The organism is Pseudomonas sp. P39-UII1, from assembly GCF_039672635.1.
Lineage (GTDB): Bacteria > Pseudomonadota > Gammaproteobacteria > Pseudomonadales > Pseudomonadaceae > Aquipseudomonas.
Map to the genome: position 1 here is coordinate 343,200 of NZ_JBDFPP010000001.1, position 22,562 is coordinate 365,761.

Annotated in this window: 16 protein-coding genes; 5 read left to right on the forward strand and 11 right to left on the reverse strand. The window is 63.6% G+C overall.

Annotation, left to right across the window (positions count from 1 at the left end):
• Positions 1-2: 2 nt before the first annotated feature.
• A complete protein-coding gene (gene purL, locus ABEH27_RS01675) occupies positions 3-3,902 on the reverse strand; it encodes a phosphoribosylformylglycinamidine synthase (RefSeq protein WP_346611892.1) in 3,900 nt (1,299 codons plus the stop codon).
• Between the two features lie 302 nt (positions 3,903-4,204).
• Here purL and mltF point away from each other — a divergent pair, with 302 nt between their 5' ends.
• Entirely contained in the window at positions 4,205-5,662 is a 1,458-nt protein-coding gene (gene mltF, locus ABEH27_RS01680; RefSeq protein ID WP_346611893.1) for a membrane-bound lytic murein transglycosylase MltF, read from the forward strand.
• Between the two features lie 110 nt (positions 5,663-5,772).
• On the opposite strand, the gene tadA is transcribed toward mltF, so the two are convergent.
• The 5 genes from tadA to ABEH27_RS01705 all read right to left on the reverse strand — a co-directional run bounded on the left by tadA (position 5,773) and on the right by ABEH27_RS01705 (position 11,578).
• Positions 5,773-6,252, reverse strand: coding sequence for a tRNA adenosine(34) deaminase TadA (gene tadA / locus ABEH27_RS01685; RefSeq protein WP_346611894.1), 480 nt, complete (start codon positions 6,250-6,252; stop codon positions 5,773-5,775).
• Positions 6,252-7,634 (reverse strand): multicopper oxidase family protein, encoded by a 1,383-nt coding sequence (locus ABEH27_RS01690; RefSeq protein ID WP_346611895.1) that lies wholly within the window; start codon positions 7,632-7,634, stop codon positions 6,252-6,254. Before ABEH27_RS01690 ends, tadA begins: the two co-directional genes overlap by 1 nt.
• A 174-nt stretch (positions 7,635-7,808) precedes the next feature.
• Positions 7,809-9,386: a glutamine-hydrolyzing GMP synthase gene (gene guaA / locus ABEH27_RS01695; protein ID WP_346611896.1), complete on the reverse strand. Its 1,578-nt coding sequence runs from the start codon at positions 9,384-9,386 to the stop codon at positions 7,809-7,811.
• 78 nt (positions 9,387-9,464) lie between these two features.
• Positions 9,465-10,934, reverse strand: coding sequence for an IMP dehydrogenase (guaB, locus tag ABEH27_RS01700; protein ID WP_346611897.1), 1,470 nt, complete (start codon positions 10,932-10,934; stop codon positions 9,465-9,467).
• An 86-nt stretch (positions 10,935-11,020) separates the two neighbouring features.
• Complete coding sequence (locus tag ABEH27_RS01705) at positions 11,021-11,578, reverse strand: sugar ABC transporter ATPase (RefSeq protein WP_346611898.1); 558 nt, start codon at positions 11,576-11,578, stop codon at positions 11,021-11,023.
• Positions 11,579-11,872: 294 nt separating this feature from the next.
• On the opposite strand from ABEH27_RS01705, the gene xseA reads away from it, so the two are divergent.
• From xseA to leuA, 3 genes are all read left to right on the forward strand, one after another.
• Positions 11,873-13,252, forward strand: coding sequence for an exodeoxyribonuclease VII large subunit (gene xseA / locus ABEH27_RS01710; RefSeq protein ID WP_346611899.1), 1,380 nt, complete (start codon positions 11,873-11,875; stop codon positions 13,250-13,252).
• 3 nt (positions 13,253-13,255) lie between these two features.
• A complete protein-coding gene (locus ABEH27_RS01715; protein ID WP_346611900.1) occupies positions 13,256-14,083 on the forward strand; it encodes a peptidoglycan DD-metalloendopeptidase family protein in 828 nt (275 codons plus the stop codon).
• A 320-nt stretch (positions 14,084-14,403) separates the two neighbouring features.
• The gene (gene leuA, locus ABEH27_RS01720) at positions 14,404-16,077 is read left to right on the forward strand and encodes a 2-isopropylmalate synthase (protein ID WP_346611901.1); all 1,674 of its coding nucleotides are present in this window, start codon (positions 14,404-14,406) and stop codon (positions 16,075-16,077) included.
• Positions 16,078-16,308: 231 nt separating this feature from the next.
• On the opposite strand, the gene ABEH27_RS01725 is transcribed toward leuA, so the two are convergent.
• The 3 genes from ABEH27_RS01725 to zwf are packed head-to-tail and all read right to left on the reverse strand — an operon-like array spanning position 16,309 to position 19,176.
• Positions 16,309-16,989: a bifunctional 4-hydroxy-2-oxoglutarate aldolase/2-dehydro-3-deoxy-phosphogluconate aldolase gene (locus ABEH27_RS01725; protein WP_346611902.1), complete on the reverse strand. Its 681-nt coding sequence runs from the start codon at positions 16,987-16,989 to the stop codon at positions 16,309-16,311.
• A 17-nt stretch (positions 16,990-17,006) separates the two neighbouring features.
• Positions 17,007-17,720 (reverse strand): 6-phosphogluconolactonase, encoded by a 714-nt coding sequence (gene pgl, locus ABEH27_RS01730; protein WP_346611903.1) that lies wholly within the window; start codon positions 17,718-17,720, stop codon positions 17,007-17,009.
• The gene (gene zwf, locus ABEH27_RS01735) at positions 17,707-19,176 is read right to left on the reverse strand and encodes a glucose-6-phosphate dehydrogenase (protein ID WP_346611904.1); all 1,470 of its coding nucleotides are present in this window, start codon (positions 19,174-19,176) and stop codon (positions 17,707-17,709) included. The genes pgl and zwf overlap by 14 nt, the downstream gene beginning before the upstream one ends.
• Positions 19,177-19,387: 211 nt before the next feature.
• On the opposite strand from zwf, the gene hexR reads away from it, so the two are divergent.
• Positions 19,388-20,251, forward strand: a complete 864-nt coding sequence (hexR, locus tag ABEH27_RS01740; protein WP_172960401.1) for a DNA-binding transcriptional regulator HexR — start codon at positions 19,388-19,390, stop codon at positions 20,249-20,251.
• Here the strand turns inward: hexR and ABEH27_RS01745 are convergent.
• Positions 20,244-21,098, reverse strand: a complete 855-nt coding sequence (locus ABEH27_RS01745) for a D-hexose-6-phosphate mutarotase (RefSeq protein WP_346611905.1) — start codon at positions 21,096-21,098, stop codon at positions 20,244-20,246. The two genes, hexR and ABEH27_RS01745, sit on opposite strands and share 8 nt — an antisense overlap.
• A 117-nt stretch (positions 21,099-21,215) precedes the next feature.
• Complete coding sequence (locus ABEH27_RS01750) at positions 21,216-22,559, reverse strand: carbohydrate porin (RefSeq protein WP_346611906.1); 1,344 nt, start codon at positions 22,557-22,559, stop codon at positions 21,216-21,218.
• Positions 22,560-22,562 lie beyond the last annotated feature (3 nt).

A 22,562-nucleotide genomic window follows, 5' to 3' on the forward strand; every position in this document is an offset into this window, starting at 1 on the left:
CCTTAGTTCACCCAGACGCGCGCGTTGCGGAACATGCGCATCAGCGCGGCGTCTTCCTGCCACTCATCCGGGCGCCAGGAGTTCTGCACGGCGCGGAACACACGCTCCGGGTGCGGCATCATGATGGTCACGCGGCCGTCGCGACTGGTCAGGCCGGTGATACCACGCGGCGAGCCGTTCGGGTTGGCCGGGTAGGCTTCAGTCACCTTGCCGTGGTTGTCGACGTAGCGCAGGGCTACGCAACCGGACACATCGGCTTCCAGCAGTGCTTCTTCACTGGCGAACTCGGCATGGCCTTCGCCGTGGGCGATGGCGATCGGCATGCGCGAACCGGCCATGCCCTGCAGGAAGATCGAGTTGGACTTCTGCACCTCGACCATGGCCACGCGGGCCTCGAACTGCTCCGAGCGGTTGCGCACGAAGTGCGGCCAGTACTCGGTGCCCGGGATCAGCTCGTGCAGGTTGGACATCATCTGGCAACCGTTGCACACGCCCAGGGCGAAGCTGTCGGTACGCTCGAAGAAGGCCTGGAAGGCATCGCGGGCACGGGCGTTGAACAGTGCGGACTTGGCCCAGCCTTCACCGGCGCCCAGCACGTCACCGTAAGAGAAGCCACCGCAGGCGACCAGGCCTTTGAAGGCTTCGAAGTCGACACGCCCGGCGAGGATATCGCTCATGTGCACGTCGATGGCAGCGAAGCCGGCGCGGTCGAAGGCGGCTGCCATCTCGACCTGGCCATTGACGCCCTGCTCACGCAGGATCGCCACTTGCGGGCGCACGCCTTTCTTGATGTACGGCGCTGCGATGTCGTCGTTGACGTCGAAGCCGACCTTGACCGACAGGCCCGGGTTGTCTTCTTCGAGCAGCGCGTCGAATTCCTGGTCGGCGCAGTCGGCATTGTCACGCAGGCGCTGCACCTGGTAGCTGGTCTCGGCCCACTGGCGCTGCAGCATGCGACGGTCGTCGTCGAACAGCACTTCGCCATTCAGGCTGATCGACACTTCAGCGTTATTGACCGGCTTGCCGATCACGGCCACACACCCTTCACCCAGGCCAGCAGCGCTGAACTGCGCCAGCACGTCCGGGGTGGCATCCTGGCGAACCTGGATGACCGCGCCCAGCTCTTCGTTGAAGAGGATGGCGGGGACGTCATTGCGGTTGTCGGTCAACGGGTCGAGCTGCAGGTCGAGGCCGCAGTGGCCGGCGAAGGCCATTTCCACCACGGTGGTCAGCAGGCCGCCGTCGGAGCGGTCATGATACGCCAGCAGGTGGCCGTCGGCGTTCAGGCCCTGGATCACGGCGAAGAAGGCCTTGAGGTCTTCAGCGTCGTCGACGTCAGGTGCCTGGGCAGCGATCTTGCCGTAGGTCTGCGCCAGGATCGAGGCGCCCATGCGGTTCTTGCCACGGCCCAGGTCGATCAGGATCAGGTCGGTTTCGCCCTTGTCCATGCGCAGTTGCGGGGTCAAGGTCTTGCGGATGTCGGTGACCGGGGCAAAGCCGGTGATGATCAGCGACATCGGCGAGGTGACGCTCTTGTCGACGCCCTCTTCGCTCCACTGGGTTTTCATCGACATCGAATCTTTGCCGACCGGGATGGTGATGCCCAGCTCTGGGCACAGCTCCATGCCGACAGCCTTGACGGTGTCGTACAGGCGGGCGTCTTCACCCGGGTGACCGGCAGCGGACATCCAGTTGGCCGACAGTTTGATGTCGGACAGTTTTTCGATCTGCGCAGCCGCCAGGTTGGTCAGGGTTTCGCCGATTGCCATACGGCCGGACGCCGGTGCGTCGAGCAAGGCGAGCGGGGTACGCTCACCCATGGCCATGGCTTCACCGGTATAGACATCGAAGCTGGTGGCGGTAACGGCGCAGTCGGCCACCGGTACCTGCCACGGGCCGACCATCTGGTCGCGAGCAACCAGGCCGGTGATGGTGCGGTCACCGATGGTGATCAGGAAGCTCTTGCTGGCCACGGCCGGGTGGTTCAGGACACGCTGCACGGCGTTGTCCAGGTCCAGTTGGCTCGGGTCGAAGTCATCGCCCAGCTCGGCTTCGCGGCTGACCGAGCGGTGCATGCGCGGCGGTTTGCCCAGCAGCACGTCCAGCGGCATGTCTACCGGGGTATTGCCGAAGTGGCTGTCGGTGACGGTGAGGTGCGGCGCTTCGGTCGCCTCGCCGACAACGGCGAACGGGCAGCGCTCGCGCTCACAGATGGCCTGGAAGCGCTCGAAATCGACAGCGCTGACGGCCAGGACGTAACGCTCCTGCGATTCGTTGCTCCAGATTTCGTGCGGGGCCATGCCCGGCTCGTCGTTGGGCACGTTACGCAGTTCGAAGCGGCCACCACGGCCACCGTCGTTGACCAGCTCAGGGAAGGCGTTGGAGATGCCACCGGCGCCGACGTCGTGGATGAAGGCGATCGGGTTGTGGTCGCCCAGCTGCCAGCAACGGTCGATGACCTCTTGGCAACGGCGCTCCATTTCCGGGTTTTCACGCTGCACCGAGGCGAAGTCCAGGTCGGCGGAGCTGGCGCCCGTGGCAACCGACGACGCCGCGCCGCCGCCCAGGCCGATCAGCATGGCTGGGCCGCCGAGCACGATCAGCTTGGCGCCGACGGTGATCTCGGCCTTCTGCACGTGGTCTTCACGGATGTTGCCCATGCCGCCTGCGAGCATGATCGGCTTGTGGTAGCCGCGCACTTCTTCACCGTGCGGGGTATTGATGGCCTGCTCGAAAGTACGGAAGTAACCGGTCAGTGCCGGGCGACCGAATTCGTTGTTGAACGCAGCGCCGCCCAGTGGGCCTTCGATCATGATGTCGAGGGCGTCAACGATACGCTCCGGCTTGCCGTACGCCTGCTCCCACGGCTGCTCGAAGCCCGGGATGCGCAGGTTGGATACGGTGAAACCGGTGAGGCCGGCCTTGGGCTTGGCGCCACGGCCAGTAGCACCCTCGTCGCGGATCTCGCCGCCGGAGCCGGTGGAGGCGCCGGAGAACGGGGCGATGGCGGTCGGGTGGTTGTGCGTCTCGACCTTCATCAGGATGTGCACCGGCTCCTTCACCGCGCCGTACTGGCGGGTTTCAGGGTTCGGGAAGAAACGGCCGGCAACGCTGCCGACGATCACCGAGGCGTTGTCCTTGTACGCAGACAGCACGCCTTCGCTGTGCATCTGGTAGGTATTCTTGATCATGCCGAACAGGCTTTTTTCCTGCTCCTCGCCATCGATATCCCAACTGGCGTTGAAGATCTTGTGGCGGCAGTGCTCGGAGTTGGCCTGGGCGAACATCATCAGTTCGATGTCGTTCGGGTTGCGCGCCAGGTTCTGGAAGGCATTGACCAGGTAGTCGATCTCGTCTTCGGCCAGGGCCAGGCCCAGGTCGATGTTGGCCTTGGCCAGCGCATCGCGGCCACCGCCCAGGATGTCGACCGAGGTCATCGGCTTGGGCTGGGCGTGGCTGAACAGGTCGGATGCCTGCTCCAGCTGGGCCAGCACGCGCTGGGTCATGCGGTCGTGCAGCTCGGCGGCGACAACCGCGGCGTCGGCATCACTCAGGTCGCCGGCGACGTAGTAGGCGATGCCGCGCTCCAGGCGCTGGATCGACTGCAGGCCGCAGTTGTGGGCGATGTCGCTGGCCTTGCTGGCCCAGGGCGAAATGGTGCCCAGGCGCGGCACGACCAGGAACAGGCGGCCACTTGGCTCCTGCACCGGCACGCTCGGGCCGTACTTGAGCAGACGGCCCAGCACCTGCTGCTGGTCGGCGGTCAGCTCGCCGTCGACATCGGCGAAGTGGGCGAATTCGGCATACAAACCAGTAACAGCGGGGACTTTCTGGCTCAGTTGCTCGAGTAATTTACCGTGGCGAAAGGCAGAAAGGGCAGGAGCGCCGCGCAGGATCAACATCGTCGGGACAGCCTCAGGAAGGGGTGTGCTTAGAGGCCGTGCATTCTAGCCTAATTCAACCGCTTTCGGCACCTGCTCTAAGCCAAGCCTGCCGGGCGGTGGAACCGGACTTTCGGGTCAAAAAATTTTGACTTGTTTTGCCTGCCCCGGCCCCATCGCCGGCAAGCCGGCTCCCACAGGACAGCGCCAACCTTGAGTATGGGGCGGGTCCGATGGGGCCGGTGCAACACAGACTGCGCTACCAGACAAGCTATCAGTTGTCGAGATATGGCGGGCTCCATCCTTTGCGTATACTGCAAGCTATGTTCGCCCACACTGCTTTGCGCCAGCGTTGCGCCAAATGGCTTTTAGCAACCGGTCTCTTTCTGATGCTCGGTGCCTGCGTTGAAAAACCCAGCACCCTCGAGCGCGTGAAGGAGGATGGCGTGCTGCGCGTGATTACCCGCAACAGCCCGGCTACCTACTTCCAGGACCGTAACGGCGAAACCGGCTTCGAATACGAGCTGGTCAAGCGTTTCGCCGATGATCTGGGCGTGAAGCTGGAGATCGAGACCGCCGATAACCTCGACGAAATCTTCGACGACCTGAGCAAACCGTCCGGCCCGGTGCTGGCGGCCGCCGGCCTGGTCAGCAGCGAACGGCGCAAGACCCAGGCGAAATTCTCGCACCCGTACCTGGAAGTGACCCCGCAGGTCATCTACCGCAACGGCCGTTCCCGCCCCACCGAGCCCAAAGGGCTGGTCGGCAAGAAGATCATGGTGCTCAAGGGCAGCAGCCATGCCGACCAGTTGGCCGACCTGAAAAGGCGATATCCGGGCCTGGAATACGAAGAGTCCGACGCCGTCGAGGTGGTCGACCTGCTGCGCATGGTCGATGAAGGGCAGATCGACCTGACCCTGGTCGATTCCAACGAACTGGCGATGAACCAGGTGTACTTCCCCAACGTGCGGGTTGCCTTCGACCTGGGCGACGCCCGCGATCAGCGCTGGGCGGTGGCCCCCGGCGATGACAACAGCCTGCTCAACGAAGTGAACGAGTTTCTCGACAAATCGCAGAAGAACGGCACCCTGCAACGCCTGAAAGACCGTTACTACGGCCATGTCGACGTGCTTGGCTACGTTGGTGCCTACACCTTCGCCCAGCACTTGCAGCAGCGCCTGCCCAAGTACGAAAAGCACTTCAAGAGCTACGCCAAGGTCGAGCAGGTGGACTGGCGCCTGCTGGCGGCGATCGGTTATCAGGAGTCGATGTGGCAGCCGGAAGTCACCTCCAAGACCGGCGTGCGCGGCCTGATGATGCTGACCCAGCGCACCGCCCAGGCCATGGGCGTGTCCAACCGCCTGGACCCGAAGCAGAGCATTCAGGGTGGCGCCAAGTACTTCATGCTGATCAAGGAACAGCTCGACGACAGCATCAAGGAGCCGGACCGCACCTGGTTCGCCCTGGCGGCCTACAACGTCGGCAGCGGCCACCTGGAAGACGCGCGCACCCTGGCCAGGCGCGAGAAGCTCGACCCGAACAAATGGCTGGACGTGAAGAAGATGCTGCCGCGCCTGTCGCAGAAGCAGTGGTTCCGCCAGACCAAGTACGGTTACGCCCGCGGCGGCGAGCCGGTGCACTTCGTGGCCAACATCCGCCGCTATTACGACATCCTCACCTGGGTGACCCAGCCGCAGCTTGAAGGCCAGGTGGCCGAGGGCAACCTGCATGTGCCTGGCGTGAACAAAGACAAACCGGCAGAACAGTCGCCGCCGATGTAAACCCTTACGGCCCTATCGCCGGCAAGCCGGCTCCCACAGGGTCAGCGCAAGTCATAGGGTTTGCGCTGACCCTGTAGGAGCCGGCTTGCCGGCGATGAGGCCAGAACAGGCTAACCCTTGGCCCGCCGAGCCTTGAAGAAGTCACTGAGGATCTGCCCGCATTCTTCAGCCAGCACACCACCCTCGAACATTACCCGATGGTTCAGGAAGCCCTGGCTGAAGAACTGCCCCTGGCTCTGCACGATACCCGCTTTAGGCTCCAGCGCCCCGTACACCACCCGCGCCACCCGCGAATGCACGATCAACCCTGCGCACATGCTGCAAGGCTCCAGCGTGACGTACAAGGTGCTGCCCGGTAGCCGATAATTGCTGGCGGATTTCGCCGCCGCGCGGATGGCAACCATCTCGGCATGGGCACTGGGATCACTGTCGAGAATGGGTCGATTGAAACCCTGCCCTATCACCTGGCCGTGCTGCACCAGCACCGCACCGACAGGCACCTCGCCCATGGCTGCACCTTCGCCAGCCAGGGCCAGGGCCAGGCGCATGAATTCCTGATCGCGGCTGCGATCGATGATCTGCGGGCGCATCAGACCACCGCAATCGCGGCCATCAGGCCGGTTTCCATGTGGTCGATGACATGGCAGTGGAACATCCAGGTGCCCGGGTTATCCGCCACCAGCGCGACCTGGGCGCGTTCGTTCTTGCCCAGCAGATAGGTATCGGTGAACCACGGCTCGACGATATCGTGGCGATTGGAGGCGATCACCTTGAAACTCATGCCGTGCAGGTGGATCGGGTGCTGGTACTGGGTCATGTTCTTCAGCTCGAAGATGTAGCTCTTGCCCTTCTGCAGCGTGGCGATTGGCCGGTCGGCGCAGGTCTTGTCGGTAATGTCCCAGGCCTGGCCGTTGATTTGCCACAGGCTCGGCGGCTTGCCGTTCTCGGTGTTGACCGAAACCTTGCCGACCCATTCGAAATTGAAGTTCAGCTTCTCGGCATTCTCCAGGTCCGGCTCAGCCACCGGGTTCGGCGGCAGGGCTGGGGGCCAGTCGCTCGGCGCGTCGTTGCTGGCCACCGAACGCAAGGTGCCCAGGCGCACGAAGCCGTCGCGCAGGGAGATTTCCTCACCCGCCTCGGGAATGCGAATTGCCAGGCAGATACGCATGCCAGGGCCCAGCCAGTATTCGTCGCCCAGATCACGCGGAGTGACCGGGTTGCCATCGAGGGCGTAGATCTTCGCCTCGAAATTGCCTTTGAGATTCAGGCGGTAGGTCCAGGTATTGTCCAGGTTCAGCAGGCGCAGGCGCACCACTTGCCCGGCCGGCAGTTCGGTCACCGAATTGGCCTGGCCGTTGATGGTAATGAGCCGCCCGGCCGTGCCGTTGCGCGCCGCCTCGCGGGGAATGCTGAACGGCAGCCAGGCGCCCTGCTCGTCCACGTGCCAGTTTTTCAGGCTCATGGTGCGCTCATGCAGGAAGCCGGTAGGCTCACGCTCCTCGACGATCAGCGGGCCCACCAGGCCGCGGCCAAGCTCTTCGGAACTGCTGACATGCGGGTGGTACCAGTAGCTGCCGGCGTCCGGCACGCGGAACTTGTAGTCGAAGTACTCGCCCGGCTTGACCGGCAGCTGCGACACGTACGGCACACCGTCCATTTCCAGCGGCAGGCGGATGCCGTGCCAGTGAATGGTGGTCTCGACAGGCAGGTGGTTGATGAAGCGCACCCGCAACCAGGTGCCCTGGCGTACTCGCAGCTCCGTACCCGGCGCCGAGGGGCCGAACGCCCAGGCCTCGGTCTTGAAGCCCGGCACCAGCTCCACGTCCAGAGGCGCTGCGATCAACTCGTAGTCGTGCCCCGCGTTCTCGTCCTCGACCTTGCCCAGCCAGTACCGCGCCGCGCCTCCGGCGCCCAGGCCTACCACAACCAGGCCGGTGAGGCCTTTGAGCATTTGTCGACGGGTGAAGGACATCGGTGCGGGTACCTCGTTTCTGCGCAATCAAGCTGCCAGCAGGGCTGACGATGAAGGGCGAATACGATACACCTGCAAATGCGAAAGATTAAGTGAAGTCTTGTCGCAGGATGGTATGCGGTCTGTCACGGCCAGATACAACAAGGGCGCCTCGCGGCGCCCTTGTGGCTCAACTTATTCCCACTCGATAGTGGCCGGCGGCTTGCTCGACACGTCGTAGGTGACGCGCGAGATGCCTTCGATTTCGTTGATGATACGGCCGCTGACGGTTTCCAGCAGCTCGTACGGCAGGTGTGCCCAACGTGCGGTCATGAAATCCACGGTTTCGACGGCACGCAGCGCCACGACCCAGGCGTAGCGACGGCCGTCGCCGACGACGCCAACCGATTTGACCGGCTGGAACACCACGAAGGCCTGGCTGGTCTTGTGGTACCAGTCGGCTTTGCGCAGCTCTTCGATGAAGATGTGGTCGGCGCGACGCAGGATGTCGGCGTATTCCTTCTTCACTTCACCGAGGATCCGCACGCCCAGGCCCGGGCCCGGGAACGGGTGGCGGTAGACCATGTCGTACGGCAGGCCCAGCTCCAGGCCGATCTTGCGTACTTCGTCCTTGAACAGCTCACGCAGCGGCTCGACCAGCTTGAGGTTCATCTCCTCCGGCAGGCCACCGACGTTGTGGTGCGACTTGATCACGTGGGCCTTGCCGCTCTTGGCGCCAGCCGACTCGATCACGTCCGGGTAGATGGTGCCCTGGGCAAGGAACTGGATGTTTTCCAGCTTGCTGGCTTCGGCATCGAAGATGTCGATGAAGGTGCGGCCGATGATCTTGCGCTTCTTCTCCGGGTCCGCTTCGCCTTCCAGGTTACCCAGGAACTGGGCCTCGGCATCGGCGCGGATCACCTTGACGCCCATGTTCTCCTTGAACATGGCCATCACCTGGTCGCCTTCGTGCAGGCGCAGCAGGCCGTTGTCGACGAAGACGCAGGTCAGCTGGTCGCCGATGGCGCGGTGCAGCAGCGCGGCAACCACGGACGAGTCGACGCCGCCGGACAGGCCGAGCAGCACATTGGCCGAACCGACTTGCTCACGCACCTGGGCGATGGCGTCTTCGACGATGTTGGACGGGGTCCACAGGGCTTCGCAGCCACAGATTTCCTGAACGAAGCGCGAAAGGATGCGGCCGCCCTGTTTGGTGTGGGTCACTTCCGGGTGGAACTGCACGCCGTAGTAGCCGCGTGCATCGTCGAACATGCCGGCGATCGGGCAGCTCGGGGTGCTGGCCAGCACGTGGAAGTCGCCCGGCATCTGGGTGACCTTGTCACCGTGGCTCATCCACACGTCCAGGCCCAGTACGCCGTCACCATCGACGTGGTCTTCGATGCCGTCCAGCAGGCGGCTCTTGCCGACCACGTCAACGCGGGCGTAGCCGAATTCACGCAGGTCGGAACCGGTGACCTTGCCGCCCAGTTGCTCGGCCATGGTCTGCATGCCGTAGCAGATGCCCAGCAGCGGTACGTTCAGGTCGAACACGGCCTGCGGCGCGCGTGGGCTGTTGGCTTCGTGCACCGACTCGGGGCCGCCGGCGAGGATGATGCCGCGCGGGTTGAATTCGCGGATCGCTTCATCGTCCATGTCGAACGGGTGCAGTTCGCAGTACACGCCGATCTCGCGCACGCGGCGGGCAATCAGCTGGGTGTACTGGGAACCGAAGTCGAGGATCAGGATGCGGTGAGCGTGAATGTCGAGGGCCATGACTCAATCTCGTCAGTGGAAATCGGAAACGACGCGGGGCTGTCGTGACAGCCCCGCATGCTGATGTTGCTGGAAGCCTCAGCCTACGCGGTAGTTAGGGGCTTCTTTGGTGATCTGCACGTCATGCACGTGGGACTCGGCCATGCCGGCACCGGTGATGCGCACGAATTCCGGCTTGGTGCGCATCTCTTCGATGGTCGCGCTGCCGGTGTAGCCCATGGACGAACGCAGGCCGCCCATCAGCTGGTGGATGATCGCGGCCAGGGCGCCCTTGTAAGGAACACGGCCTTCGATACCTTCCGGTACCAGCTTCTCGGCGCCGGCCGAGGAGTCCTGGAAGTAACGGTCGGACGAGCCTTGCGCCTGTGCCATCGCACCCAGCGAGCCCATGCCGCGGTATGCCTTGTAGGAGCGGCCCTGGAACAGCTCGACTTCACCCGGCGCTTCTTCGGTACCGGCGAACATCGAACCCATCATCACGCACGAAGCACCGGCGACGATGGCCTTGGACAGGTCACCCGAGAAGCGGATGCCGCCGTCGGCGATCAGCGGCACGCCAGTGCCTTCCAGTGCGGCGGCGACGTTGGCGATGGCGCTGATTTGCGGCACGCCGACACCGGCGACGATGCGGGTGGTGCAGATCGAGCCAGGGCCGATACCGACCTTGACCGCGTCGGCGCCGGCTTCAGCCAGGGCCTTGGCCGCAGCGCCGGTGGCGATGTTGCCGCCGATCACCTGCACTTGCGGGTAGGTCTCCTTGACCCAACGAACGCGGTCGATCACGCCTTTGGAGTGACCGTGGGCGGTGTCGACCACCACCACGTCAACGCCGGCGGCAACCAGGGCAGCAACGCGCTCGCCGGTGTCCTTGCCGGTGCCGACCGCAGCGCCGACGCGCAGGCGACCCTGGTCGTCCTTGCTGGCCAGCGGGTAGGCCTTGGCTTTTTCGATGTCCTTGACGGTCATCATGCCCTTGAGGCTGAACTTGTCGTCGACGATCAGGACTTTTTCCAGGCGGTGCTTGTGCAGCAGCTCGCGGACTTCGTTCTTGTCGGCGCCTTCGCGCACGGTGACCAGGCGCTCTTTGGGCGTCATCACGTCGCGCACCCTGGCATCCAGGCGGGTTTCGAAGCGTACGTCACGGGAGGTGACGATACCGACCAGGTCACCGTTCTCCAGCACCGGAACACCCGAGATGTTGTTCAGGCGGGTCAGGTCGAACAGGTCGCGCACGGTGGCGTCGGCTTCGATGGTGATCGGGTCCTTGACCACGCCAGCCTCGAACTTCTTGACCTTGCGTACTTCGCCGGCCTGCTGCTCGATGGTCATGTTCTTGTGGATGATGCCGATGCCGCCTTCCTGAGCCATGGCAATGGCCAGACGCGCTTCGGTCACGGTATCCATTGCAGCGGAAACCAGAGGGATGTTCAGCTCGATGCCACGAGTCAAACGGGTCTTGAGACTGACTTCATTGGGCAGTACCTCGGAATAGCCAGGTACAAGGAGGATATCGTCGAAAGTCAGGGCTTCTTGGCTGATACGCAGCATCGCGGGGGCTCCCGGGCGGGAAAAATGGAAGCGCGCCATTATACTCATCCACGGCGCGCCGCTCAATGCAAAATAAGGGCCTTCGGTCAGCGTTCTGGCAGTTTTACCTGCACCACTGCCACTGGCTGGTCCAGCCAGTCGGCGAAGCTGTCGAGAAAGGCTTGGGTAAAACCGGCCTCGCCCCAGTTGTTGAAGATGAACCCCAGGTTGGAAAAGGCACATGGCTGCAGGTAAATGAAGCCATTGATGTCGTCTTCGAAGCCGCACAACGGGCAGGTGAAGTTGTCGCTCACCCCCGGCATCCATTCTTCCAGGCTTTCGAACAACGGCTCGCCCACTTCGCGCCGGCACTCGGGGCAACCGGCTTCTTCGAGGAACCCGGCAGTTGGGGTATAGATGCAGCGCTTGAGCATCACTTCCAACCCGTTGACCGGTGCGCCAAACGGCAACTTTTCAGGGTGCAAGGCAACCTTGCGCGCGCCTTCTGCCAGGGCATGGCCCATGCGGTTGCCGGTGCGCCCGCATGTGGTCAGTTGCTCCTCGACCACCTTTTCGCGCACCAGCCAGCGCAGGATGGCCCGAGCGCGGGCCTCGTGCACCGGGACGGTGGAAAGTTTCGGAACGATGATGCTCTGGGTGTTCATGGGTCAAACAGGCCTGCCAACTGCGGTAATCGGCTGATTCTACCGCTCACGCGCTCAGGTAGCGACCGATCAGCGCCAGGCTGGCCAGCATGCCGCGGGATTGTATGTGGGCGAACAGGTGCATGCCTTGAAGTTTATAGCGGCCTCAAGATCGAGCGCCGCCCGCGCGGCGCTCGATCTCAAACGCCCTGAAAAATTGAAGGCGTGCGCCCACAGACATCGCCTACCCCCACCAAAACCAGAAATCTCCCCCATGCACTTGGCGCCCTCACCCTCCCCCCTTATCATGCCCCCATGATCAAAGACCCCTTCGAACGACTCGGCCTGGACCGCGAGGTCCTCACCGTCAGCCAGCTCAACGGCCGCGCCCGCGTACTGCTGGAAGACGTGTTCCGCAGCGTCTGGGTGGAAGGCGAGATTTCCAACCTCGCCCGCCCGGCCTCCGGCCACATGTACTTCACCCTCAAGGACAGCGGCGCTCAAGTGCGCTGCGCACTGTTCCGGCAGAACGCTGCGCGCGTGCGCCAGGCACTGCGGGACGGCCTGGCGGTGCGGGTGCGCGGCAAGGTATCGCTGTTCGAAGGGCGTGGCGACTATCAACTGATTCTCGACAGCGTCGAACCCGCCGGTGACGGCGCCCTGCGCCTGGCCTTCGAGGCGCTGAAGGAAAAACTCGGCGCCGAGGGCCTGTTCAGCACCGAACGCAAGAAACCGCTGCCAGCCCATCCTCAGCGCATCGGCATCATCACCTCGCCCACCGGCGCAGTGATCCGCGACATCATCAGCGTGTTCGGCCGCCGCGCCCCCCAGGTGGAGCTGAGCCTCATCCCCACCGCCGTGCAGGGCCGCGAGTCCATCGCGCAGATCGTGCGCGCCGTGCAATTGGCCGACAGCCTCGGTTTCGATGCGCTGATCCTGGCCCGTGGCGGTGGCTCGCTGGAAGACCTGTGGAGCTTCAACGAGGAAGCCGTGGCCCGCGCCGTGGCCGCTTGCGTCACGCCCATCGTCAGCGCCGTCGGCCATGAAACCGACGTGTCGATCAGCGATTTTGTCGCTGACGTTCGCGCGCCCACGCCATCGGCCGCCGCCGAACTGCTGGCCCCCGACAGCAGTGGCCTGCAGCAACGCCTCGATGGCCTGCAACGGCGCCTGCTGCTGCGCATGCAAAACCGCCTGAGCCACGACCGCCTGCGCGTGGAATCGCTGGCCCGGCGCCTGCGCCACCCCGGCGAGCGCCTGCGCCAACAGGCCCAGCGCCTGGACGACCTGGACATGCGCCTGCGCCGGGCATTCGCACTCAACCTCAACCAGCGCCGCGAGCGCCTGGCACGCCTGGACACGCGGCTGGCCGCGCAGCATCCGGGGCGTACGCTGAAACTGCTCAGCCAACGCCTGGACAGCCTCGCCGAGCGCCTGCCGCGCGCCATGCGCGACGTGCTGAAGGATCGCCGCCAACGCTTCCAGGCCCAGCTGCAGACGCTGCAGGTGGTCAGCCCGCTGGCGACCCTGGCGCGCGGCTACAGCATCCTCCTCGACGAGCATGGCCAAGCCATTCGCAGCGCCGAGCAGACCCGCAACGGCCAACGCCTGACTGCCCGCCTGAACGAAGGTGAGCTGCAGGTGCGGGTCGAGGACAACCACCTGACTCCGGTCACCCTTTCTCTACTGGACTGACACATGCCCCGCCTGTTCGCGCCCCTGCTCGCCCTTTCCCTGTTGTTGCTGGCCGGCGGCGCCCAGGCCAGCTATATCACCCGCACCCTCAACAAACCGGTACCCGGCGGCGTCGCTGTGGTCGACCTGGGCCCTGCGGCTGCCGCCCCCAGCGCGCGCTTCGATGGCAAGCCGGTGCTGGTGGTGCAGGAGCAGGGCAACTGGCTGGCCATCGTCGGCATCCCGCTGACGCAAAAGCCCGGCACCGCAGTGCTGACTGAAGGTGGGCGCAACCTGCCGTTCAGCGTGGGCAGCAAGAAGTACCCGGAACAGCACATCACCCTGAAGAACAAGCGCCAGGTCAACCCCGACCCGGCCGACCTCAAGCGCATCGACCGCGAGCTGGCCGAGCAGATCAAGGCCTATCGCAGCTTCAGCCCCAACCTGCCAAGCAATCTGGTCCTCGACAAGCCGGTCAGCGGGCCACTGTCGAGCAAGTTCGGCGTGCGTCGCTTCTTCAATGGCGAAGAACGCAACCCCCACGCCGGGCTGGATTTCGCGGTGCCTGCAGGCACGCCCATCAAGACGCCGGCCAATGGCAAGGTGATCCTGGTCGGCGACTACTTCTTCAATGGCCGCACGGTGTTCGTGGACCACGGCCAGGGCTTCATCAGCATGTTCTGCCATATGTCGAAGATCGATGTAAATGTGGGGCAGACGCTGCGTCGGGGGGATGTGGTAGGCCGGGTAGGTTCGACCGGTCGCGCGACCGGGCCCCACATGCACTGGAACGTCAGCCTCAATGACGCCCGCGTGGATCCGGCCATCTTCATTGGCGCGTTCCAGCCCTGAAAATGGGCTGCCACTGGGTTGCGCGAGTGAAAAGACTCGCGCAAAGAACAAGATGACCCCTTAAAAATTCAGCAATAAAATCTCGGTTGATTCCACTTTTTAAGCATTCCTCTCAATTTTCCGCGAACACTTGCCATCCCTGACCCCACTGGTTAGGGTTGAGGGCATGAAAACCTTCAGCACCCTCATCCTGCTCCGACAACATCGCAGCCTCTGCCTGGTCAGCGCTCGACTACCAGGCTGAATCGCGTCGCCTCGCCCTTCTATCTCGTTACTGCTCGGCAGGCCCGATCTCGGCCGCACACAAAAGGATTGCTTCCATGACCATGCTCAAAGACCCATCGAAGAAGTACCGCGCTTTCCCGACCATCGACCTGCCTGACCGTACCTGGCCGTCGAAGACCATCACCGAAGCGCCGATCTGGTGCAGCTCGGACTTGCGTGATGGCAACCAGTCGCTGATCGAGCCGATGGACTCGGAGAAAAAGCTGCGTTTCTGGAAGACCCTGGTGCAGGTTGGCGTGAAGGAAATCGAGGCCTCGTTCCCGTCCGCCTCGCAGACCGATTTCGACTTCGTGCGCACCTTGATCGAAGACGGCCACATCCCCGACGACACCACCATCCAGGTGCTCACCCAGGCCCGTGAAGACCTGATCGCGCGCACCTTCGAATCGCTGCGCGGGGCCAAGAAGGCCATTGTCCACCTGTACAACGCCACCAGCCCGTCGTTCCGCCGCATCGTCTTCAACCAGGACAAGCAAGGCGTGAAAGACATCGCGGTGAACGCAGCCAAGCTGTTCGTCAAATACGCCGCCCAGCAGCCGGAAACCCAGTGGACCTTCCAGTACTCGCCTGAAACCTTCAGCGCGACCGAACTGGAGTTCGCCAAGGAAGTCTGCGACGCGGTCATTGAAGTGTGGAACCCGACGCCTGAGCACAAGCTCATCCTCAACCTGCCGGCTACCGTGGAAGTCGCCACGCCGAACATCTACGCCGACCAGATCGAGTGGTTCTGCCGCAACATCAGCCGCCGTGACAGTGTGATCATCAGCCTGCACTGCCACAACGACCGTGGCACTGGCATCGCCGCCACCGAACTGGGCCTGATGGCCGGCGCCGACCGTGCCGAAGGCTGCCTGTTCGGCAACGGCGAGCGTACCGGTAACGTCGACCTGGTGACCCTGGCGCTGAACCTCTACACCCAGGGCATCGACCCGCAATTGGACTTCTCCGACATCGACGGCGTGCGCAAGGTCGTCGAAGAGTGCAACCAGCTGCCGGTCCACCCACGTCACCCGTACGTCGGCGACCTGGTTCACACCGCGTTCTCCGGCTCGCACCAGGACGCCATCCGCAAAGGCTTCGCCAAGCAGCAGGACGGCGAATTGTGGGAAGTGCCGTACCTGCCAATCGACCCGGCCGACATCGGCCGCAGCTACGAGGCGGTGATCCGCGTCAACAGCCAGTCGGGCAAAGGCGGCATCACCTACCTGCTCGAGCAGGAATACGGCATCAGCCTGCCGCGCCGCATGCAGATCGAGTTCAGCCAGGTGGTACAGGGCGAAACCGACCGCCTGGGGCTGGAAATGACCGCCAAGCAGATCTACAGCCTGCTGCAGAAGGAATACCTGCAGGCCAACGCCCCGTACGCGCTGGTCAGCCACCGCCTGCAGGAAGAAAACGGCCACAGCGCCGTGGAAGTGGAAGTCGCCGGTGAAGGCGAAACCACCCTGCACTGGCGCGGCAAGGGCAACGGCGCCCTGGAAGCCCTGGTGGCTGGCTTGCCGATTGCCGTGGAGATCATGGACTACAACGAACACGCCATCGGCGCCGGCACCAACGCCAAGGCGGCGGCCTACATCGAGCTGCGTGTGGCCGGTGGCCGTCCGGTACATGGTGTGGGCATCGATGAGAACATCACCACTGCCAGCTTCAAGGCACTGTTCAGTGCGCTGAACCGCTCGCTGAGCCAGCAAGAGGCCAAGGCGGCGTAAGCTGCTGTTGATGATCAAGAGCCCGCATCCATGATGCGGGCTTTTTTATTGCCGGTACTGGCCCTATCGCCGGCAAGCCGGCTCCCACAGGATCGCCACAGGTTTCAAGACGCGTGGAGTACCTGTGGGAGCCGGCTTGCCGGCGATAGGGCCGTACAATCAGTACAAAACCTGCAGACAAAAAAGGGGCGCCGACCAAGCGCCCCATAAGCCGTAAAGCACACAACAAATTCAGTTGGCGTCCAGCAGTGCCATCGCCTCCGCACTGCACGCTTCGATTCGCGCCCAGTCACCGTTCTTGATCCAGCTACTGTCCAGCATCCAGGTCCCGCCCACGCACATCACATTGGGCAGCGCCATGTAGTTGCGCACGTTCGCCGGGTTGACGCCGCCAGTCGGGCAGAAGCGGATATCGCCGAATGGGCCGCCAAAGGCCTTGATCGCCGCCACGCCGCCGCTGATTTCAGCGGGGAACAGCTTGAACCGGCGATAACCCAGGGCATAGCCCATCATTATTTCCGAAGGGGTGCTGATACCCGGCAGCAGCGGAATGTCGCTGTCCACGCCGGCTTCGAGAATGTCCTGGGTAATGCCCGGGGTCACCACGAACTGCGCACCAGCGGCTTCGACCGCTGCATACATGCCGCGATCGAGCACGGTACCGGCCCCCACGCACAGCTCCGGGCGCTGCTCGCGCAACACCTGGATGGCCTTGAGGCCATACTGCGAGCGCAAGGTCACTTCCAGGGTACGGATACCGCCGGCGGCCAGGGCATCGGCCAGGGGCAGGATGTCTTCCTCGCGGGCGATGGTGATCACCGGCAGGATGCGCGCCTTCTTGCAGATCGCGTCGATGCGGGCGGCTTTGTCGGCCATCGAGAGCAGAGGCTGTGGGCGTTCAAGGGTGGTCATGACAGTGGATCCTTTGCTCATGGGCACCAGTAGATGTCCAGGGGGGCGTGAAGAAAGGCGCGAATCGGCATTTCGTTTAAGTCGTCGCCCGCCAGCGCGGCGCGCAGGGTAGCGAGTTTGCCTGGGCCTTGGACGGACAACGCGGTGAAGGCGGCGCTGGCCAGCAGCGAACGGGTCAAGGACAGGCGCTGGTGCGGCACGCTCGGCGCCAGCAATGGCAGGCAGCGGCGCTTGCTGTTCAGGTCAAGGCCTTCAGCCAGGTTGGGGCTGTTAGGGAACAGCGAGGCCGTGTGGCCATCGTCACCCATGCCCAGCACCAGCACGTCGATGGCGGGTAATTCGGCCAACGCCTGGTCAGCTTTCAGCGCTGCCGCGTCGAGGTTTTCCGCCTGTTGATACAAACCGACAAAGCGGGCCTTGGCCGCTGCGCCCTGGAACAAGTGGCGGGCAAGCAGGCCGGCGTTGCTATCGGCGTGCTCAACCGGTACCCAGCGTTCGTCAGCCAGGCTGACGGTTACCTTCGACCAGTCCAGCGCCTCGGCTGCCAGCTTCTCAAGGAAGGGCACCGGGCTGCGGCCACCGGACAGCACCAGGCAAGCCTGCCCTTTCGCGGCAATGGCTGCACGCAGGCGTAGGGCAACATCGACGGCCAGCGTCGCCGAAAGCGCCTTGGCATCATCCAGTTGATGCGCCTTCACCGTTGCCGGCAATTGCAGTTCAGATATCCCCATACCACGCCCTCCCATCTCGTGTAATCAGTGCAATCGAGCTCATCGGCCCCCACGACCCAGCCGCATAGGGCTTGGGGGCATCCCCGGCGCTCTGCCAGCCAGCGATCAACTGGTCGCACCACTTCCAGGCGTATTCGATTTCGTCTTTGCGCACGAACAGGTTCTGGTTGCCGCGCATCACTTCAAGCAGCAAGCGCTCGTAGGCATCCGGAATACGCGCTGTGCGCCAGGTGTCGGAAAAATTCAGCTGCAACGGGCCGCTGCGCAGTTGCATGCCCTTGTCCAGGCCCTGCTCCTTGGTCATCACCCGCAAGGAAATACCTTCGCTTGGCTGCAGGCGAATGATCAGCTTGTTGCCGACCTGCAAACGCTGCTCCGGGGCGAAAATGTAGTGAGGTGTTTCCTTGAAGTGGATGACGATCTGCGACAGCTTCTGCGGCATGCGTTTACCGGTGCGCAGGTAGAACGGCACGCCGGACCAGCGCCAGTTGCGGATATCGGCGCGCAGGGCGACGAAGGTTTCGGTGTCGCTCTGGGCGTTGGCGTTGTCTTCTTCCAGGTAGCCGGGCACCGGCTTGCCATCGCTGTAGCCGGCGATGTACTGGCCGCGCACCACGCGGGTGGTCAGCCCCTCACCGGTGATCGGCGCCAGCGCCTTGAGTACCTTGACCTTCTCGTCGCGGATACTGTCGGCCGACAGTTCGCTGGGCGGGTCCATGGCGATCAGGCACAGCAGCTGCAACAGGTGGTTCTGGATCATGTCGCGCAGCTGGCCGGCCTTGTCGAAATAGCCCCAGCGGCCTTCGATACCCACCTTTTCAGCCACGGTGATTTCCACGTGGGAAATGGAATTCTGGTTCCACTGGGTTTCGAACAGGCTGTTGGCAAAGCGCAGGGCGATCAGGTTCTGCACCGTCTCCTTGCCCAGGTAATGGTCGATGCGATAGACACGGCTTTCCGGAAAGAAGCGCGCCACGGCATCGTTGACCCGGCGCGATGACTCAAGATCATGGCCGATGGGCTTTTCCAGCACTACCCGAGTGCGCGAAGCCAGGCCAGCCTTGTCGAGGTTTTCGCAAATGGCGCCGTACACGGCCGCCGCAGTCGCGAAATAGGCAATCAACGGCAGCTCGGCAGGCGCCTGCTCGGCCAGGGCCTCGTAGCCCTCCGGCTGCAGGAAATCCAGGTGCTGGTAGCTGAGGCGCCCGAGGAAACGCCCCAGCGCTGCCGGCTCCAGGTCACCCTCTGCCACATGCTTGCGCAAGTGGGCCTCGATGGTATTCAGGTGCTCCTGCGCGCTACCGGCCTCGCGGGCCAGCGCCAGCAAGCGGGTATCCGCGTGCAACAAATTGGCGCGGTCGAGCTGGTAAAGCGCAGGAAACAGCTTGCGCAATGCCAGGTCGCCGAGGGCGCCGAAAAGGGCAAAGGTGCAAGGTTCGACACTGATCGCAGCCATGATGTTGGTTCTTTCCTAAAGTTGGTCTAGGAATACCGCTTTCACATACGGTTTTCAAGGGATAATGTAGTAAAAACCACAACATTACACACGAGTGTTACAGACAAGTGGTGCGCCACACGCACCGCCAGTACGATAGACGACCGTGCAAAAAGCCTGCTGCTCCGGCGGCCGGCTGTCTTCCCGACCCAAGGACACACCCATGGACCGCGTGCGAAACCTCCTGGAGCAGATCCAGGGACGCCTCGACGAGCTGAACAAGGCCGAACGCAAAGTCGCCGAAGTCATCTTGCTCAACCCGCAACAAGCTACCCGCTTCAGCATTGCCGCGCTGGCCCAGGCGGCCAAGGTCAGCGAGCCGACCGTCAACCGCTTCTGCCGCTCGTTCGGTGTCAGCGGCTACCCCGAGCTCAAGCTGCAACTGGCGCAGAGCCTGGCCAGCGGCGCTGCCTACGTCAGCCGCGCGGTCGAGGCCGACGACGACCCTGCAGCCTACACCCAGAAGATATTCGGCAGCGCCATCGCCTCGCTCGACAGCGCCTGCCAGCAACTCGACCCGCAGCAGGTCAGCCGTGCCGTGGACATGATGATCCAGGCCCGGCAGATCCACTTCTTCGGCCTGGGCGCCTCTGCGCCAGTGGCGCTGGATGCGCAGCACAAGTTCTTCCGCTTCAACCTGGCGGTTTCGGCCCATGCCGACGTACTGATGCAGCGCATGCTGGCCTCGGTGGCGCATACCGGTGACCTGTTCGTGATCATCTCCTACACCGGGCGTACCCGCGAACTGGTCGAAGTGGCCCGCGTGGCCCGCGAAAACGGCGCCTCGGTGCTTGGCCTGACTGCAGCCGGTTCACCGCTGGCCCAGGCCTGCAGCCTGAGCCTGCACATCCCGCTACCGGAAGACACCGACATCTACATGCCGATGACCTCGCGCATCATCCAGCTGACCGTGCTCGACGTGCTGGCCACCGGCATGACCCTGCGCCGTGGCGTGGACTTCCAGCCACACCTGCGCAAGATCAAGGAAAGCCTCAACGCCAGCCGCTACCCGATCGAGGACGACGAACTCAACTGAGCCGGTGCGCCTGCAGCCGCAGGTGGGCGCGCTGGCCCGGCGCCAGGCTCAGGCCCTCGCCACTGCCGCTGGCCGCTTCCACGCAAACGAACCCCTGGCACTCGCGCCCCGTCACACCCATCAGTGGCCGGTTGCCGGGGTGCCAGACCACGGTGTCGTCGCTGTCACCGGTGTCGATGCACAGTTCGCGCTGCCAGGCCGGGTCCTGCAGCTGCACACGCGGCGTGCCGGGGTACACCTTCTGGCAGCCGCCGTTGAGCTTCAAGGCGCCGTCCTGGCGGCAGGCTTGCCGGTTCAGGCGGTCATACCCTTCGATGTCTTCAAGGCCAGACAGCGCTATCTCGGATACGTCACTGATACGCCAGTAGGCCAGCAGCGCATGGCTCAGCTGGCAGGGTTCGCTGTCCTGATGTTCAGTACTCAGGCTCAGCTCCATGCGGCTACCCAGCCGGGCATGCAGGTCGACCTGCCAATCGCACAGGTCCAGCCGCCATTTCAGGCTGACGCCCTCCTCGTCCTCGCGGCTGTCCACCAGCTTCCAGTCCAGCAGGCGCGCCCAGCCATGGGCCGGCCACAGGTCTTCGCTGGGATGGCGGCCATACCACGGCCAGCACACCGGCACGCCTCCACGGATCGCCCCCACTTGTGGCCACTGTTCAGCGCACCACAACCAGGGCCGCTCGCCGGCCGGCTGGAAGTGCAGCAACTGCGCGCCCTGGCGGCTGAAGACCGCCTGGCAACGGGGGTGATCGATGATCAGCACATCGCGCTGCTGGTAACGCTCCCACTCGAATGTCGGCCTGGGCCTCTGTGCGGAAAAGAAGCGATGTAGCGGATGTTCAGGCATGGGTTCCAAGCTCTTGTTGTTTGAGATAGCGCTGTCTCGGTCTGTTCCCGACAACCACTGCAAGCCAGTGGTGCCGGGAGCCGAAATTGGATTGGCGTAAATTTACAACAAACAGGCTCAGAATGACGACTGAATCTTCAAACCTGCGACCAGCGCGTTGTCCACCTCATCCACCCCGCCGGGGCTCTTGATGTACTGAAGGTTCGGCCGCACGGTCAGCCAGTTGGTGACATGGAAGCCGTAGTACAGCTCGGCGTTGTACTCGGTGCGCTGCAGCGGCACGAAGCCCGGGTTGTCGTAATCGTTGATGCCACTTTGCGCATTGAGCTGCTCGGCGCGCTTTTTCACATCGTCGTTTACGTGGATGCGCGCGATGCCGAAACCGATGTCGTCCTTCGGCCGTGCGTCGAAAGCGCCCTTGTAGACCAGGCCAACTTGCTGGTAGTTGTCGACCACGTTGGTGGCCTTGTCATGCACGGTGAAGTTGGCGAACAGGCTGAGGCCCCGGCTGGCGTCGCCACCGTGGGCGGTCACCTGCTGCTGCGCCACGACCCACCAGCCATGCTTGCTCGAATGCGACTTGAAGCCTGCGCCGCTGATGCCCTGCGGGTTGCCATTGATGTCCTCGTAAACGTCTTCGGCATCGGCGGTGCTGTAGTAATAACCAAGCCGGTACTCGCCCGGCAGGCCGTTGACCTGCGGCGACCACACCGCCTCCACCGGCAGGATCGCACCCTTGGTGCCGCTGCCGCTGAGCTTGAAGCCGTTGCCGGTTTCCAGGTTCGACGGGTTCTGCTCGAAGGCGCCGACCTGAACGAAGAACTCCGGCGTGATGTTGTACTTGACCCGCAGCGCCCACTGGCTGACTGGCCAGTTGTACCAGATGCCACCCACCCAGTTGCCAACCTGCGAGCCGCAGAAGGCCAGGTTCTGGAAGTCGCACGGGAAGCTGTTGAAGTCTTCACCTTCGCCAAAGCGGCCGAATTTCACATCCAAGGCACCGTCGAAGTATTTCTGCTTGACCCACATCTGCGTCAGGCGCCAGGTCTGCCCACGGCCCCACACTTCCTGCACCGAGCTGAACTGGCCAGCACGCGGGTCGCTGATACGGTCATTGGACAGGTTGCGGCCGCTGCGCTCGGTGATCGCCAGTTTGAATTCGGCATCGTGCCAGCCAAAAATCTTTTGCAGGTCCAGGTGCGCGCCAAGGGCGAACTGGTCGCTGTAGCGTGCAGTCTTGTCGTCGTTGTAGCCACCGTTGAGGTTACCGGCGACCTCGCCGACGTAGTCCAGGGTGAAGTCATAGCCTTTTTCCAGCAGTTCGGTGCGGGCGCCGCCCCAGTCGCCGGTCATCCATTTCGACTCGCTGGAGAAGGCCTCGGCAGCCTGCGCCCCGCTGCTACCCACCACGGCAAGCAAGGCCAGTGAGCCCAAGGTCTTGATACGATTGCGCTGTTCCATCCC